Here is a 14,763-nt window from a genome sequence, read left to right as displayed (position 1 = left end):
ACCACCTACTTCCCAAACATTTTCGATAACCGTTTCATCAAAATCGGCGCTTCTTCTTGTAGTGCAGGATGAATGAATGGTTGAGCCATCATCTTACGTGTCCCTTTTTCAACGTAAATGCTGTATTCAGCAGGACTAACTACAACATACTTCAAAACATCTTGATACATGCTGTATATAGAGTTAGACATCCAACCTGTATCCCAGGGAGCATAAATTTTAGCATTTCGTTCGACACGTAAACTTGAGCGATTGAGTTCAGACTCAACCGCTACCTGTGCTTTGCGACTTTTCTGTCTAACCATCCGTTCGAACCGTCCAAGGCCCTTAATTTTGTAAGTAATACTCATAAATAGATAACCGTACTATTTTTGTGATAAGTTTTTCCTTTGATGAGGCGCTCTTGCTCATCATAGATTACTGATGAAAAATCACGATATATTCCTTGTAAGTGTAGTTTAAAAGCATTCAGATCATATTTACCAAATAATCCCATTTGTTCTGCATTGGTTAATGTCCCTCGCATGCATGGGATTGGTTGAGATTTATCTTTGACTTTCTTACTTCCAAGGAAATCATCAACTTCTTTTTCACTTATCAAAATAACCCTTTCGTTATAAATCATAAGCACTCCTTACATAAATCTAGCGATTCCTCTCGCTCGATAAGACCTGCCTAAGTTAGCGAGAATATTGCGATACTCGTCCAAGTATGAATTTTCCCACTTAAAAGACCTACCTTCTTCTGAATCTTCTTTTGTACCTTCTGAATTCAACTTGTTATACCGTTTTATAGCCACATCTCTGACTATAAAAGTTAGCGAATTAGGTAATTCACTAATAGGATTATCTAGCATACTATTAACTTCTGCCAAAATCCTATCAATGCTATCGTCAATAATTAACGAAATTAAATCATCCTGTAAGCTATCAGTGATACCTTTAAAGAGTTTAACTTCATCTAAAATACCACTTTTATCCATGACGATTAAGCTCCTGCTACTTTAGGCGCCGGTGCTTCAATAGTTGCTTCAATGACACCAGTTGGAACTTCTGCAAAAAGTGTATTAGCACCAAAGAATACTGACTCGTAAGTTAAATTATTCAATTGACGATCGCGACCAGCAGCAATTAAACCAGTTTCATCAGTATAATCAGCAAATAGATTACCAAGATCACTAGAGTTAACATCAAGATATGCTAACACAAGATTATCTACCGCAGTAGAATATACTTTTCCTTTTGGAACTGATGGCATAACAATAACATTTTGCATACCAAGGAAGTTTTTCAAAAGTGTTAAACCAAAAGCGTTAGAAGCATCAGCCCCTACACCAGTATTGCCAAGGTAATCAGCGACATCAAGTGAGCTAACAAAAGAGACGATCGGTGACCCTTCGAACTCATTGAATGTTGCTAGCTTACCCCACGATTGAGCCAAAGCTCCTTGTAAACCTGTTCCTGTAACCTTAGTAGGTTTAGATTTTAGGAAGGTAAAGAAATCAGTTTTGATTTTATTTTGAATTTCACGCATCAATTTAGCGTCTGCTTGATCAATAGCCATAGAAGCACCATGGCGAGCGATAGCTTCAGCCGATACTGCACGACGTTTCTTAATCCATGCTACTTCATATTCCTTATCTGGAGCGTAGGTAACTTTTGAGAGTGGAATTGTTTCACCTTCAGCAACCGAAGTTTCATCTACAGTCGTAGTCCATTTATAAGTCTTAATTTTCATGTCTCTAGACAATGCTTCACGACGTGTCACTCCTAAAAGTTTTAAAAGTTCATTGATGTTGGTGGAGAATTTATTAACGAAATCAATTGATTTAATTTCTCCTAAATCATTCATGGTTGTAAGATTAGTTTCTGCCATGTTTTATCATCCTTTCTTAAATAAATGCATGTTCTCTGCAATTAAACGCTGACGTTCATTTGTATCAGAGATAGCCATAATATCCTGTTTAGACATTGCACCAGCGGTTGAGCCAGTCTTAACTCTAGACTGCGTTAATCGTTCATCAACACGTTTCTCAACTGCTTCATCAAACACTGTGCGGAGATTTGAAATATTATCTTTAACTGACTCTGCAGTATCAGCCATGACGATATTTAAAAACTCTGCAGGCAAGCCTTCTTCAGATAATAGCGAACGTGCCTCGATACTTAGCTCCTTCATTGCTAAATCATGTTCACGTTTTTCCAATTCAGATAGACGCTTAGCCTGTTCCTCTTTGTTACGCTCATCCTTAGAGAGTTTTGCAAGACGCTCACCTTCCGATTGAGCCTTTTGAATTTGTTCTTCTGCGTCTTTTTGTGCTTTCTTAACTGCACGAGCGACACGAGCTTCAACAATATCATCAAGCTCTTGCTGAGTGAACGTTTTGCTTTCTTCAGTAGTAGTCTCTGGAGTGTCGACTGTTCCATTTTCAACTACTTCTGTGTTATTAGTTTCTTCTGCCATAAGACAGCCCTCCTTGTTTTAAGTCATGTCTGACTATTCCATCCAGCTTTTAAAGTCGTCAGCACGTTTTGGACAAAAAGAAAAGACCCGTCAAGGTCTTTGTTCTTCTACAACAGCTATAATTGACAAAAATAAAAAAGCAGATAAGCTGCCATAACATTGTTAACATGATATCTCCTTTCAAGTATTTAAAAAAGCACCATTTGGTGCTTGAAATAATTATCAACCAAAGCCGTGGACAATTTTATCAGGTAGTGTTTTTCCTTTTAAAACACTTAGAGTTAAAGTATCTTTTACAAAATCCGAGAATTTACCAAGGTTATCCCCATCATAACTATAAACAGAGGTCGTTTTATCCACAGTAGCGATCCCTTTGCTGGTTCCACTAATAGCTGAATATTGACGTTCCTTCTCTGTATCTTTAATTTTATAAAGCGAAATCATTTGAGCATCAATTTTAGCCATGGTTAATCACCTTCCTCGTAGTTATATTTTTGGTTAGCTAATTTGTGGGCGTCGTCATAGTCCATTTTAAAAACATTCATATAGTAATGCTCTAAAGCTTCATGCTTAAGCATCGTTGTATCATTCTCAACAATATCGCCAATCATCAAACGCTGAAGAGATATTGCCATATCGTAATGAGGATAAAAAGTTCTCATTCGATATTCAAATTCCTCACTGTCCCATAACATATACTGATTATCCAGAATATGTTCTAAAGCAGTATAAACTGTTTCTTTATCTACTCCGCTACGTTTTGATATTTTAGAAACAACCAAATTCCTTTTCGAATTACGCAACTGATTATAATAACGTTCAGCAAATTCATCTTGTTGTTTTTTAATATCTCCCCTTCTGGAAGATATGGCGCCACTGCTCTTCATGCCTTGATTATACGACTTTTCTTCCACAGAATCAAGCGATGCATCATCCAATTCATCACCATCTGGAATAATCCCTGAACGACAATTATAATGAAAAGGTGGTGCTGTTACACCAGCTTTAAACTCAGATAATTCGTAACGCTTGTCCTCTTTGGCAATTGCACGACAAGTTTCTGTTGTTCTTTCGTCTAAATGAACCATGATGCGATAATATTTCAATCCTGCATCTTGATAACGTCTAGCTACTGAATTAGCAATGACTGCTGTACCGTCGGTTCTGACTAAGGTCTGCGCTCTACTTTTAGCGACATTGTATTTGCTGGCGATAGCTTGTGCCATGACTCGTGGATTTTCACCACGAATAAAACCACGGCGTAAAGTTTCTTTCAAATCCTTGGCTAGGTTGTCAGTATGTTTCCATAAATCTTCAGAGTAATTACGACCATTTATAGGCGTTCTGGCCAGTTCTTCGATAGCTGGAGTATTAATACCTACCCCATGGCCGCCCATGGCTTTACGATAAGCATAACTTGCGACACTTTTCAAGTAACTACCAAAACTCTTTTGTAGTTTACCGTTTAATAAACCAATACGATAAGCTAATTCTAGGTTTAACATTTCTAACCGCGTCGCTTTAGCTGATGTGTACTGCTCATTGAGTCGTTTTAATAGTTCAGGGTCTTTTTTAGCCTGTTCAAAATACTCTTTGGCATTTGATTGGTAATCAGACAAATCTTCTTTCATCAAGCGTTTCATTGCCTGGTCCTTAGTCAAGCCATTTTCATCAGCATACTTTCCATAAAAAGAATAGAGTTCTTTTTGAATCTGAGCGGATTCATCAGCATATAACTTAGTTAATTCTGCGAAGAAATCAAAATCAGTCTGATCTACATAACGTAAAATATCATCAATACGATTTTTCCAGTAATCAAGATGATTCTTGGCCATCCTCAATACCTCCTAGTCTAGGTCTAGGTTCTTCTTGATTATCTTCTTGTTCTTTCAAACGTTCCAATTCTTTTTCAGCATCAACACCAGTGACAAGATTTAAGATTTCAAAAATCGTTTGATCACTAACCATACCATACAACGTTTTAGCAATAGCAACTAGATCATTGTTATTTTTGGGTATATTTGGTGTAAAGGTAATAGAAGTTTGATTGATTGCTTCATAAGCTACAGAATCACTTCCTTTGATTCTCCAAATATTGACAGCAAGCCTCAGTCGTCTCATGAGTCCTTTCTTAAAAAGCCTTTCACGCTTAGCTCTATAATTATCAGAAGCCATCAGCTTATACTTCATGGCTTCCCCTGTTTGAACTCCTGAGAAATTCTCATCTGTGCTGTCTGGTGTAAAAGTAAAACGTAAGATGTCTTTGACTAATCTATTCTTGTAAGCTTCAGCACCTGTAGCATCGTATTCTTTCTTGAGATAGTAGGCATCAGGTTTAGCACCATTTGGGTTAGGATTATCATCAAGAATAAGCAACTTAGCTTTTTTATAGCCAATCGAAATAGCCAGGCGCCCATTCGGATTAATACGACCATCTTCAAAGTAATCTTTTTCATCAGCTCCCGTATAAGGATTTCCTGTAATTACTAAAATAGCATCGTTACTATCTTGTTGAAAGTTCGCTAATTCGGACTGTGATAAGTCATAAGCGTCAATCGCATCTAATACATTCTCAAACGCTCCTGTACGATCGCTATTATTGCTATATTCATTGATAGGTACACCATTGAAGAAGTGTTTCTCGTCTTCTACCAAATGCATACCTGTCGTTTCTTGATTATCATCATTGTAGATATAAACAGTACTGCTTGTGTATACTACGTAAACTTCTTTTTTGTGGCCATCACCATAATCAACTGTGTAATAATTAATACCAAAAAGAGAATTTCTTTCGTGAGTATCATCATAAACAACAAATGTTTGTTGCGGATCAAGCTTATATAATTTGATTTGAACTGGGCTTGATTTATCCTGTTTGTAAGTAGCTAACAATTCATAAGCACGACCATAAATTGATAAATCTGTCATCAACTCAATATTGTGATATTCCTCATTTGTGACAGAACTAAAGTCTTCGATTTTCTGTTGAATTGTATCATCTTCGTTTTTGTACTCAACCGGATTACCAAGCATATAACCCTGTTCAAAAATAGTAATATACTTAGCAAAATCACTAGCTATCCTATTATCAGCAGCAAATTGATCTGTCTTGTCTGGCCTATACTTGATATTGTTATCACCAAGATAATATCTTTTTAATTCTTTCAAGCGTTCGAGTTGTGTTTTATGTCTTGATACATAGCGTTTTAGTTGCTCAATCCATTTTTCTGATTCAAAATCAACAATCTCGTAGTCTTCGGTTCTCATGATAATTTGATCATTGGATTGGGGACTGAAACGTGTACCTTTTAAAAAATTCACTTCCATAAGTCACCTTTTAAAAATAATACTTAGCATTTTCCATGCGTTTTTTAGCTGATTTATTTTGATAAATCCTATCTTGTGCAGCGTACCTAATGGCATCTATGCAATGGTTATAACTATCTACTGGCTTGTTGATATACTCATTCGTTTTCTTGTCTTTTTGCCAAGTGTAATTTTCTAACTCTTCAATAGTCTTTACACAACGTTCGTCTACAACGATGTCATACTGTAAAAGATACTGTATGCCTTGCATAACTGTCCCTGGTCCTTTTTGAACATCAATCATTCTAGGTACACCTAAATTACGCAACTCCTGATTCGATTTCTTTTCGGCAGAGTCTCCTCTGATCTCTTCCTTGGCATAGCCTAAACCCTTGATAGCTTCAGCTATTTTGTCATTTGTCAGGTTCTTTCTGACATATTCCTCCATGATGTAGAGTTTCTTATTTTTATCATCAATCTTGATATGCATAAAAGCTGATGGATCATTGATAAAACCATAGTCAAGGCCAAAGTAAGACGGTAAATGCGTTAGCTTATCCTTGTTAAGTAGTCTTTTCTCATACTTTGGAAAGACCAGCTTATCAAGGGTGGCAAACTCACCAAGAGCGTATATCTTGTAATAAGCTTCGTTCCTGTTGGCCAACTCTTCGATATTCTCTTTAGTCACTTCATCCAAAAAACGATTATCTTTGTAAGACGTATGATAGACAACTGTATTTTTAGGTGACTTTACAAAGAAAGCATTATAGGTCCAGTTCACTTTAGACACTGGGTTAAACATCAGATAGATTTGCTTTTGCTTATGTTTGCGATCACGTAGACGTAAGGTTAACTGAGTGTAATCATCTAAGGTAAATTCACTCGCTTCTTCCATGACGACATCAGAGATTCCTTTTATGGATTTGATTTTCTCTGGGTTATCCAAGCCCTTGAAAATAAACTGAGCGCCATTTGGCAACTCAATCCGATAAGCTGAGTTATTAACTTTGCACCTATCCAGCAATCCCCAAGTGCTAAGACATTGTTTGACATCCTCAAAGATTGAATCATAGACGGTTGAACCGACCTTACGCAAAAAAAGCACCTTGCGAGGGTGCCTCCAGTCTTGACAGGATTTGAATACAATCTTTTGAATCACACCATGACTTTTACCGCTCGAAGCTCCACCATAATGGACTTCCGTGAAGGTATCATAGTCATAGAGTTTATCGTAAATGTGTTTGTTGAATACTCTACTAGGATATTCGATAGAGATATTTATTTTAGGTTTATTCTTCGTCAGCATCCCAATCTCCTACTTTAATATCGATGTTACGCTGGGTAATGTCGATATTAGTTTGATACATCCCTTTAGATCTAGCCGCCTTGTCAGCAGCACTCAGACGAATAGAGAGGTCCGCTGGCACTTCTTTGACAGCCTGTGCACCTTCGCCAACACCAACTAATTTAACATCTTTTATTTTTCCACGAACAACATCAGCCCAGAACTGTTCTATCTCTAAATTTGATAAAATTGACAGCTCCGTTTGTCGTTCATCAAAGGCTATTTTTAGCTTTTCAACCACTGGGGGGATGTGTAGGAACTTTTCAGAACCTGTTAACATTTTATGTGCTGTAGTATGCGCACTTTTTTCACTAAAACCAGCCTCTTTAGCCGCTTCAGTAGCATTTGAAAAGCCATTAGCCATGTAATTTAAGATAAATGCTTTCTGTCTACTTCGGGAGGTAGACCAGTCCGACATTAAATCCAGCGCGTAAGTTTTTAATTCATCGATTAATTTTTGATTTTGTTGAGACATTGCTACCTCCTTTCCGTAAACAAAAAAGGCAAGGGATCTCTCTTTCCTTACCTTTAAAACTCATACTATCACTTTAGCACTTTTTAGGTGACACTAATAGCCTTTTTTGTGTCACATTCCGATTTTTTGAGAAAAAATCTCTAAAATCCGTTCCCGTTTGCGATAAATAGACTTTCTAGACAAGTGATGCTTATCTCCAATCTCTTCCCAAGTGTTGATTGAACCAGTTCCCCATCTCAAATAAAAAATAGCTGTCAATTCCGAATCAAGAACGTCTAACGTTTCAATGACTGCAGCTTTGAAATTCTCTAACCCTTTTAGGGTTTGGTCACAGTCCCATCTAGCAATTACCGTCTCAGTCACTCTGGAAATATGATTAGCTTTCCCACCACCTATATTATCGTCTACTTCAGCGTTTGTATCTGTCTGCAGCTCCAGCTTTCTTATGGCAATCTTTTTATCAATGTGTTGCCAATTAAACAGCCACTCATCAAGTGCTTTAAGTTGTGAATTTGTTAGTGTATCCTTCATTGGCTACAATCGACCTCCGTGGTATAATAAGATTACGATGCTTATTAACACGGAGACCGGCCAGTGCTGGTCTTTTTTGCTATTTGCTTTTTATTGTCCCCTCTCCAAAATATACGCAGGCGCTTTATCGCCTACTTGTAAAAACTGACTCTCGTCAGGAGTAATTAAAAATCTACCGTAGCCGACAACGTCTATATAGTCCTCGCCAACTTTCGAGATATACCCTACCCCACCGAATGCTTCAGGTAATTTTTGTTCTCGTTTAACCTCCAATGATTCGATTTTATTTTCTAATCTTGAGTCATTGGTAATCAACCAAGCAAATAGTATGGTGATAATTATCCAGGGAAGGACAGGCAAGGTATACTTAAACAAATCTTTCATACTTCCTCAATTCTGATATCATACAATTCTTTCGGAAACGTCAACTCCAATCGATGGCGTTTCACTCGAGCTAAAAAATGTGATTCAAAATAATATGTCTCAATAACCTTATTATTTTGATAAACGGTAACGGTATAATGCACACCTACCCTCCTTTCGCTTTTTCATCTAACCAATCAAATATCATACTCATTTGATTACTGACTAGTTCATCATTGTTGTATTTATTACAAATTTCACCCATAGACCAAACAACCCATTGCCAGTAAGGATCCGTGTTGAATCCGAATTCTTGCATTTTCTGATTGCTAGCTCTCATCCAGTTTGGGACCTCTTTTTCAAAAAAATCAATATAATTCATTCTCATAGACGTTCCACTTTCACATAAATACCAACCGTATCAGCCCAAAACTTCTCAGCAATCTCACTAGCTACTTGAGCATCATCATGCCAATACCCAAGATTAGTCATACAATCTTTGAGGAGCTTTTGTAAATTATCCGTATCCGGCTTAGTCGTTTTGTACTGACCATTGGTACTCTCTTTGATTTTGGGAAATAACCACTTGACCGTCAACCGAATAGGTCCGTCCAGTTTATCAGGCGGTACATGTTGAGCTAAAAGACTTGTAAACTTATCCCTGGCATTCTTCAAACTTTCAGGCTCGTAGAAATGTGGCTTTCCATTTCTGACAGTTACTTTCTTCTGCTGGTGAGTCGTCGTTGGGATTTTCTCCATAGGCAAGAAAAATTCAACAATCATCTTTCTTCTCCAATTCTTCAATCAGCCAGTCAAGGTTTTTACGAGCTTTCTTCAAGTCCTCTAAACCGTTCTTAGACTGGAAGCGTAGAACGTACTTAATCATATTTCCCCAAGCCCATGCTGACTTACCACTCAAATCGCCGATAAAATTATCAATGACTGATATAGCTTCCAGGTTATACTTACCTTGATAGTGTTTTGGTTTTTCTACTGGGTCCGTTCCAGGGATAAAATCACAAGTGATAATCTCACCAGTTGACGGATCTCTTTCTTTCCAAATATCCATTTTTATTTTTTACCTTCTTTCTTTTCCACGCGCTTAGTCAATGTCAGGGGACATGGTTACAGGGTTACAAGGGGCGGATGCATAGCCCCCTTGTTCCTGTTCATGTACCCATTGACCAATTGGGACATTTCCCAAAAATAATATATGAATATATATTATTTTCTGTCCCTAATTCTGTCCCTAATTTTTGGGACATTTTTGGTTTTGTCCGCAACACGCTCAAACCCTTGTGGTTGAGCGATTCCTTAGAGACATTTTTGGTTTTGTCCCTATGTCCCTCGGACATTTTTAGGGACATAATTTTTTTGGTTTTGTCCGTAATTTTTGGGACAGACAAAACCAATTTTTTTTGGTTTTGTCCATGATTTTGTCCACGGACATTTTTGGTTTTGTCCATGTCCTAATCGTCATTTTTTGGGTAATATTTTGCCTTTTTCGACTTCATATTGACCTGAATTTTTGATCCATCTACGGACCGTTTTTTCACTCACAGGCTTCTCTTCGGTTGAAAAATATTCCACTACATCATCAATAGAAACTGGTTCGAGACCGTCATCTAATACTTGAATAGCATTAAATAACTTTTCTTGTTTTTCTTCAGAAGTCCTTTTCTTACTTTTCTCGGCTTTATTAATATTCTTCTTCCAAGTCGGACCTGTTTCTTCTAGCTGGATATCAGCTAATACACCGACGTTATCAAGCTCATGCTTAGGATAGCTGAACCACATATTCCGAGGGGCAAACTTAGCGAACTCTCGTAAAGTGCCTTCTACTCGCCAAGCAGTCGCAACCTCTACTTTATGCTGAGCTTTTTTGATTGCTTCCAGGTATGGTTGTTTGATCAAGATGTCTGGAATAGCTTTGTCAAAATGTTGTTGCATTTGATATCTGCTTTCCAAATCGTCTAGTGTCACTTCCTGCTGATAATAACCAAGAGCTTTCTCTTGCAGCGCTTTTTGGTAAATCTTAGCTGCAGCTTTTTCTGATCTAGCTTTAACTAGCTCTTCTGTGAGTTCTAGCTCTACTAAGTCAATCAATGCATCAGGATCTCTGGCGAAGACTCCAGAACCACTAGCACGGTCCATAGACTTCTTACCGCCTTGGCTACCTTTTGAATGGTGGTGACAGTAAATCACACTACTGCCAAGTTCAGTAGCCACCTTATCAAACTGGTTAGTAAAATGGGCCATTTGATCTGCTGAGTTTTCGTCTCCAGTCAAAACTTTGTAAATAGGGTCAATGATAACTGCTTGATAGTTCTTCTTAAGCGATCTACGAATTAGCTTCGGCGCTAACTTGTCCATCGGTACTGTCTTACCGCGGAGATTCCAAATGTCAATATTTGCTACATTACTAGGTTGTAGTCCCATAGCTTCATAAACATCTTTAAAACGATGTAAAGCTGACGGTCTATCTAGCTCTAAGTTGACATAGAGGACTTTCCCCTGTTCACACTGCCACCCTAACCAGTCAGTCCCCTCTGCAATAGCGATAGATAACTCTATTAAGGCAAAGGATTTACCAGCTTTTGAAGGACCAGCAATCAACATCTTGTGTCCTTGCCGTAGCACACCTTTAATCAATTCAGGAGCTAGCTCTGGCAAGTTATCCCATTCATCAGCTAGGGTCTCTGGATCAGGTAAATCATCGTTTAAGTCCTCTATCCATTGATACCATTCTTCATAGTTAGCTTTACCAATTTCAGTATCAATCAAGAACTGCTTGTGACCATTTCGAGTCACACCAGGCATACGAGATAGACGGCTAGGGTTACGGTTTTGGGTATCGATGTCTAATCCATTTTTCTTACAGATTTGATAGATATAATCAACACGCTTGCGATACTCTTGGTAATCTCTTGCATCAACTTTCACGATAGCATGCAGTGATTTCTTTCCAGAGTGTGTCAGTGTTGCGATAGGCAACTCTAACTCTTTAAAAAGAGCGTACTGCTTACCTAAATCCATGCTGTCAGACTCAATCAATGCATAACGGAAGTCTGTCACATTATCATTCTTGACCCCCTTGCCATCTAGCGGATTGAATCGAATCCACGCGCCAGCTTCTTCCTTGTAATCTCCAAAGACTGCTCCGATGTCATTGCCATTCTTTTGTAGCGCTTGAATAAGCTCTCCAGCAGTACGGTCATAATTGCCTTGAGTAGGCTTATAAATAGTGCCATCATCCGTCTCAATAGGATAAGTAGAAGTCACATAGCCCACTAAATCTGTAGAGTCAAATAGCGTTTCTAAATATCTGATCAAATCTTGGACAGGTTGCCAATTCTTAGGCTCTTGGATTTCTTTAGACTCAATCCAGTTTTTATCAACGATACGATAATCACGATCGATAGTATCGTCCCAACTTAGCTCGTGTGAGTCTTCGTTGTTACTTTTATACTCAGATACCCATCCATTGTCTTTTGCCATTTGTGTAATCGTTGCACCAGTCACTGTACCTAATCCGTTACCGTTGAATGTTTCCCACTTTGTAAAACATTCAAATTTCTTGTAACGTTTATCAGCTTGTGACCAGTGATCCCAGTCCGCTGCGGTATAGCCCTCGTGTTTCAAAGCCATCCCCACATTGACCCACTCTTGGTATGACAGCATTGACGGGTCAATGTATTCAAGCAGCGGAAGCAAATCAAAAGTTCCTTCTGTCATCTTAAATGTTTAAATATCCTTTCAATCTGTTTCATTTCATCTTCGTATGGTAAATCATAGGATCTAATCCTTGTGACTCTTCGACAGTCGATACCTGTCTTTTGTGCGATTTCTTCATCAGATAATTCAAACTGATTTAACAAGTCGCAGTAATCTCTAGGAGTCGTTGCTTGATGTTGATAATCAACAACAATAGCTCCTTTAGCTAAGTGTTTGCGTTTAAAAATCATGTGCATGTGTGTTTTATCCTTGATAAGTTGCTACATCTACACCTCTTGGAATCCTCCAGCCGTTGGCTGCTATGCGGTCAATGAGATTTTTAGCATTCTCAAATTGCCATGTACCAACATTTCTAAAACCACGTTGCTCTAAGAAACGTATTTGTTTTGGAGTTGTCAGTCCAGAATCACGACGTTTGCTAAGTCGGTCTAATAACTTAGCAGCTTTACCAGCATTTCCGATTTCATCAGTGAAAATCCCAAATTTTTCTAAAGCCTGTTTTTGCTTGTCGGACACTGGAGCCATTTCCCAACCAAACGACGGTACATAGTCAGATAAATCTTCGGCATGGATAGACATTTCAAACTGCAATGGATCAACAAGCTTACGCTTACGTTTTCGCATTTCTTCAAGCTGTTTAGCCAGTGCTTCTTCACGTTGAGCAACCACATCTTCAACAGCTTTTACTTCCATATCTTCCAAAGACAGTACTGTTCCAGCTTCTTCCTCAGCATTCTCTGTCATCTTCTTAGCCACTTCATCAGATTCAGTGATTAAATGTGCCGGCCTGCAAAGCTCATGGCGTTCTGTGTGCCATAAGAAATCTAATAACAAGAGGTTTTCTTTTCCTGGGGCTAAGCGAGTCCCACGGCCTACCATTTGGCTGTACAAAGCTCTTACTTTAGTAGGTCTTAGAACTACTACACAATCTACTGTCGGACAGTCCCAGCCCTCTGTCAAAAGCATTGAATTACAAAGCACGTTGTACTTATCTTTGTCAAAATCTTCGAGGATTTCAGCACGGTCTTTTGATTCTCCGTTGACCTCTGCTGCTCTAAAACCTTTAGTATTTAGGATATCTCTAAACTTCTGAGAAGTCTTGACTAATGGCAAGAAAACAACTGTCTTACGATCGGAACACTGTTTCAGCATTTCATCAGCGATTTGTTCTAAGTATGGATCCAATGCTGTCCCAATGTCGCTAGCTTTGAAATCCCCAGCTTGCTGAGAAACTGTTGATAAGTCTAACTCCAACGGAATAGTAACCGCTGAAATTTTAGATAAGTAACCAGACTTGATGGCATCAACTAACGAGTATTCATAGGCTAAGCTGTCAAAGTAGCTACCTAAATTCTTCATATCTCCTCTGTCTGGAGTTGCTGTAACTCCTAAGACGTTAGCGGTGTCAAAGTGTTCTAAAACTCGTTGATAACCATCTGATATGGCGTGGTGCGCTTCATCGATCACAATAGTGTCAAAGTGATTAGCTGGAAACTGACTAAGTCGTTTCTCTCGTTGCATCGTTTGAACTGAACCAACTACAACACGATACCAGGAACCGATTGACGTGTTTTCTGCTTTCTCTAGAGCAGTTCCTAATCCTGTTGCGGTCTTGAGTTTATCACTAGCCTGTTCTAAGAGTTCTGACCTATGAGCCAGTACCAAAACACGTTCTCCACGTCTAACACGGTCTTCGATAATTTTCGAAAAAACAATCGTTTTCCCACAGCCAGTAGGTAAGACAAGAAGTGTCCGCTTCCTGCCTTCTTCCCACTCCTGTTGTACTTTTGACCGTGCTGCTTCTTGATACGGTCTAAGCTGCATTAAAACCCTCCAAATCCACCATTAGCTGGTTGTGTAGGCTGTTGTGGTTGGGCTAGTTGAGTAGTATTACCTTGGAAAAAGCTAGTTTGTTGTGCTTGTGGCTGTTGTTGTGCTGGTTGAGTTTGTGATGTTTGTTGCGCTCCAGTTTCGTAACCTTCTGGCATGATATAGCTGTCAATACGGTTATTTTTACGCTCTGCACCATCGCGGTTAGTGTACTTGTTGACAATTACTTTACAGCGACCTTTAGAACCGATAACTGTATTCCAGTTCATTTGCAATGGTTGGCCTTTTTTCTTTTGACCGATAGCTGCGAAAAATGCAGATAAGCGCCATTCCATTTTAGAGTGTAGTAAGAGTTGTTCAGATACAAATGCTGTGCCCTGAGGAGACTCAATCTTAAATGTGAGTTCAGCTTTTGGACAGGCTGGCATCTTTTCTGATCCGTTGAAACGACCACGTTCAAATTTAGTAATTTCAAATTCATACTCTCCGGCAGGGAGCAAGATGAATTCATTACCGTCATTGACAAGCGTGTCATTCCAATCGAATTCGCGTTCTACGTTGTTATTAAAATCTGTCATTTTATATTCTCCTGTTTAATCTTTCTGTTGATATCTTTAATAAATTGAGTAAATGTTAAGTTATTTGGAATATTGTCTCCATAGACTTCAGACAATCCATTTTTAAAAACCGCGGTAAGTTCTTTATCTTCCATGAT

The 14,763-nt window shown here is 38.5% G+C and carries 21 protein-coding genes; all 21 read right to left on the bottom strand.

Going from position 1 to position 14,763, the window contains the following annotated elements; translation table 11 throughout:
• Window positions 1-5: 5 nt before the first annotated feature.
• The gene (locus A2G56_RS01075; protein WP_062707806.1) at window positions 6-350 is read right to left on the bottom strand and encodes an HK97-gp10 family putative phage morphogenesis protein; all 345 of its coding nucleotides are present in this window, start codon (window positions 348-350) and stop codon (window positions 6-8) included.
• Window positions 347-625, bottom strand: coding sequence for a hypothetical protein (locus A2G56_RS01070; protein ID WP_062707803.1), 279 nt, complete (start codon window positions 623-625; stop codon window positions 347-349). The genes A2G56_RS01075 and A2G56_RS01070 overlap by 4 nt, the downstream gene beginning before the upstream one ends.
• A 9-nt stretch (window positions 626-634) precedes the next feature.
• Window positions 635-982, bottom strand: coding sequence for a phage head-tail connector protein (locus A2G56_RS01065; protein ID WP_062707801.1), 348 nt, complete (start codon window positions 980-982; stop codon window positions 635-637).
• 5 nt (window positions 983-987) lie between these two features.
• A complete protein-coding gene (locus A2G56_RS01060; RefSeq protein ID WP_062707798.1) occupies window positions 988-1,875 on the bottom strand; it encodes a phage major capsid protein in 888 nt (295 codons plus the stop codon).
• Window positions 1,876-1,881: 6 nt separating this feature from the next.
• Window positions 1,882-2,463 (bottom strand): DUF4355 domain-containing protein, encoded by a 582-nt coding sequence (locus tag A2G56_RS01055; protein ID WP_062707796.1) that lies wholly within the window; start codon window positions 2,461-2,463, stop codon window positions 1,882-1,884.
• A 222-nt stretch (window positions 2,464-2,685) separates the two neighbouring features.
• Entirely contained in the window at window positions 2,686-2,928 is a 243-nt protein-coding gene (locus A2G56_RS01050; RefSeq protein ID WP_062707793.1) for a hypothetical protein, read from the bottom strand.
• A gap of 2 nt (window positions 2,929-2,930) precedes the next feature.
• On the bottom strand, window positions 2,931-4,298 hold the full coding sequence (locus A2G56_RS01045; protein WP_062707792.1) for a minor capsid protein: 1,368 nt from the start codon (window positions 4,296-4,298) through the stop codon (window positions 2,931-2,933).
• Window positions 4,279-5,790 carry a phage portal protein gene (locus A2G56_RS01040; protein ID WP_062707789.1) on the bottom strand — a complete coding sequence of 504 codons (1,512 nt, stop codon included), beginning with the start codon at window positions 5,788-5,790 and terminating at the stop codon, window positions 4,279-4,281. Before A2G56_RS01040 ends, A2G56_RS01045 begins: the two co-directional genes overlap by 20 nt.
• Window positions 5,791-5,800: 10 nt before the next feature.
• Window positions 5,801-7,075, bottom strand: coding sequence for a PBSX family phage terminase large subunit (locus A2G56_RS01035; protein WP_062707786.1), 1,275 nt, complete (start codon window positions 7,073-7,075; stop codon window positions 5,801-5,803).
• The gene (locus tag A2G56_RS01030) at window positions 7,059-7,589 is read right to left on the bottom strand and encodes a terminase small subunit (protein WP_062707782.1); all 531 of its coding nucleotides are present in this window, start codon (window positions 7,587-7,589) and stop codon (window positions 7,059-7,061) included. The genes A2G56_RS01035 and A2G56_RS01030 overlap by 17 nt, the downstream gene beginning before the upstream one ends.
• A 111-nt stretch (window positions 7,590-7,700) precedes the next feature.
• Complete coding sequence (locus A2G56_RS01025; RefSeq protein ID WP_062707779.1) at window positions 7,701-8,120, bottom strand: transcriptional regulator; 420 nt, start codon at window positions 8,118-8,120, stop codon at window positions 7,701-7,703.
• Between the two features lie 90 nt (window positions 8,121-8,210).
• The gene (locus A2G56_RS01020) at window positions 8,211-8,504 is read right to left on the bottom strand and encodes a hypothetical protein (RefSeq protein WP_062707776.1); all 294 of its coding nucleotides are present in this window, start codon (window positions 8,502-8,504) and stop codon (window positions 8,211-8,213) included.
• Window positions 8,501-8,647 carry a hypothetical protein gene (locus A2G56_RS10725; RefSeq protein WP_172793777.1) on the bottom strand — a complete coding sequence of 49 codons (147 nt, stop codon included), beginning with the start codon at window positions 8,645-8,647 and terminating at the stop codon, window positions 8,501-8,503. Before A2G56_RS10725 ends, A2G56_RS01020 begins: the two co-directional genes overlap by 4 nt.
• Before the next feature lie 2 nt (window positions 8,648-8,649).
• Window positions 8,650-8,865: a hypothetical protein gene (locus tag A2G56_RS01015; protein ID WP_418080404.1), complete on the bottom strand. Its 216-nt coding sequence runs from the start codon at window positions 8,863-8,865 to the stop codon at window positions 8,650-8,652.
• A gap of 2 nt (window positions 8,866-8,867) precedes the next feature.
• A complete protein-coding gene (locus tag A2G56_RS01010; RefSeq protein WP_062712332.1) occupies window positions 8,868-9,263 on the bottom strand; it encodes a RusA family crossover junction endodeoxyribonuclease in 396 nt (131 codons plus the stop codon).
• On the bottom strand, window positions 9,256-9,552 hold the full coding sequence (locus A2G56_RS01005) for a DUF3310 domain-containing protein (RefSeq protein ID WP_082785083.1): 297 nt from the start codon (window positions 9,550-9,552) through the stop codon (window positions 9,256-9,258). Before A2G56_RS01005 ends, A2G56_RS01010 begins: the two co-directional genes overlap by 8 nt.
• A gap of 407 nt (window positions 9,553-9,959) precedes the next feature.
• Window positions 9,960-12,218 carry an AAA family ATPase gene (locus A2G56_RS00995; RefSeq protein ID WP_062707768.1) on the bottom strand — a complete coding sequence of 753 codons (2,259 nt, stop codon included), beginning with the start codon at window positions 12,216-12,218 and terminating at the stop codon, window positions 9,960-9,962.
• The gene (locus A2G56_RS00990) at window positions 12,215-12,454 is read right to left on the bottom strand and encodes a hypothetical protein (protein ID WP_062707767.1); all 240 of its coding nucleotides are present in this window, start codon (window positions 12,452-12,454) and stop codon (window positions 12,215-12,217) included. Before A2G56_RS00990 ends, A2G56_RS00995 begins: the two co-directional genes overlap by 4 nt.
• Before the next feature lie 7 nt (window positions 12,455-12,461).
• Window positions 12,462-14,042 carry a DEAD/DEAH box helicase gene (locus A2G56_RS00985; protein WP_062707765.1) on the bottom strand — a complete coding sequence of 527 codons (1,581 nt, stop codon included), beginning with the start codon at window positions 14,040-14,042 and terminating at the stop codon, window positions 12,462-12,464.
• Window positions 14,042-14,626, bottom strand: coding sequence for a hypothetical protein (locus A2G56_RS00980; protein WP_082785082.1), 585 nt, complete (start codon window positions 14,624-14,626; stop codon window positions 14,042-14,044). Before A2G56_RS00980 ends, A2G56_RS00985 begins: the two co-directional genes overlap by 1 nt.
• Window positions 14,623-14,760, bottom strand: a complete 138-nt coding sequence (locus A2G56_RS10545; protein ID WP_157761183.1) for a hypothetical protein — start codon at window positions 14,758-14,760, stop codon at window positions 14,623-14,625. The genes A2G56_RS00980 and A2G56_RS10545 overlap by 4 nt, the downstream gene beginning before the upstream one ends.
• Between the last annotated feature and the right edge of the window lie 3 nt (window positions 14,761-14,763).

The organism is Streptococcus halotolerans (assembly GCF_001598035.1).
Lineage (GTDB): Bacteria > Bacillota > Bacilli > Lactobacillales > Streptococcaceae > Streptococcus > Streptococcus halotolerans.
Note: the sequence above shows the minus strand (reverse complement) of the source record. Positions and strands in the feature narration are given on the sequence as shown.

Bases quoted from the DNA above. Each gene is read 5' to 3' on its own strand.
- A2G56_RS00995 (WP_062707768.1), bottom strand. From the start codon at position 12,218: ATGACAGAAGGAACTTTTGATTTGCTTCCGCTGCTTGAATACATTGAC.
- A2G56_RS01030 (WP_062707782.1), bottom strand. From the start codon at position 7,589: ATGTCTCAACAAAATCAAAAATTAATCGATGAATTAAAAACTTACGCG.
- A2G56_RS01055 (WP_062707796.1), bottom strand. From the start codon at position 2,463: ATGGCAGAAGAAACTAATAACACAGAAGTAGTTGAAAATGGAACAGTC.
- A2G56_RS01025 (WP_062707779.1), bottom strand. From the start codon at position 8,120: ATGAAGGATACACTAACAAATTCACAACTTAAAGCACTTGATGAGTGG.
- A2G56_RS00990 (WP_062707767.1), bottom strand. From the start codon at position 12,454: ATGCACATGATTTTTAAACGCAAACACTTAGCTAAAGGAGCTATTGTT.
- A2G56_RS01075 (WP_062707806.1), bottom strand. From the start codon at position 350: ATGAGTATTACTTACAAAATTAAGGGCCTTGGACGGTTCGAACGGATG.
- A2G56_RS00985 (WP_062707765.1), bottom strand. From the start codon at position 14,042: ATGCAGCTTAGACCGTATCAAGAAGCAGCACGGTCAAAAGTACAACAG.
- A2G56_RS10545 (WP_157761183.1), bottom strand. From the start codon at position 14,760: ATGGAAGATAAAGAACTTACCGCGGTTTTTAAAAATGGATTGTCTGAA.
- A2G56_RS01005 (WP_082785083.1), bottom strand. From the start codon at position 9,552: ATGGATATTTGGAAAGAAAGAGATCCGTCAACTGGTGAGATTATCACT.
- A2G56_RS01015 (WP_418080404.1), bottom strand. From the start codon at position 8,865: ATGAATTATATTGATTTTTTTGAAAAAGAGGTCCCAAACTGGATGAGA.
- A2G56_RS01040 (WP_062707789.1), bottom strand. From the start codon at position 5,790: ATGGAAGTGAATTTTTTAAAAGGTACACGTTTCAGTCCCCAATCCAAT.
- A2G56_RS01020 (WP_062707776.1), bottom strand. From the start codon at position 8,504: ATGAAAGATTTGTTTAAGTATACCTTGCCTGTCCTTCCCTGGATAATT.
- A2G56_RS01060 (WP_062707798.1), bottom strand. From the start codon at position 1,875: ATGGCAGAAACTAATCTTACAACCATGAATGATTTAGGAGAAATTAAA.
- A2G56_RS01045 (WP_062707792.1), bottom strand. From the start codon at position 4,298: ATGGCCAAGAATCATCTTGATTACTGGAAAAATCGTATTGATGATATT.
- A2G56_RS00980 (WP_082785082.1), bottom strand. From the start codon at position 14,626: ATGACAGATTTTAATAACAACGTAGAACGCGAATTCGATTGGAATGAC.
- A2G56_RS01050 (WP_062707793.1), bottom strand. From the start codon at position 2,928: ATGGCTAAAATTGATGCTCAAATGATTTCGCTTTATAAAATTAAAGAT.
- A2G56_RS01035 (WP_062707786.1), bottom strand. From the start codon at position 7,075: ATGCTGACGAAGAATAAACCTAAAATAAATATCTCTATCGAATATCCT.
- A2G56_RS01065 (WP_062707801.1), bottom strand. From the start codon at position 982: ATGGATAAAAGTGGTATTTTAGATGAAGTTAAACTCTTTAAAGGTATC.
- A2G56_RS01070 (WP_062707803.1), bottom strand. From the start codon at position 625: ATGATTTATAACGAAAGGGTTATTTTGATAAGTGAAAAAGAAGTTGAT.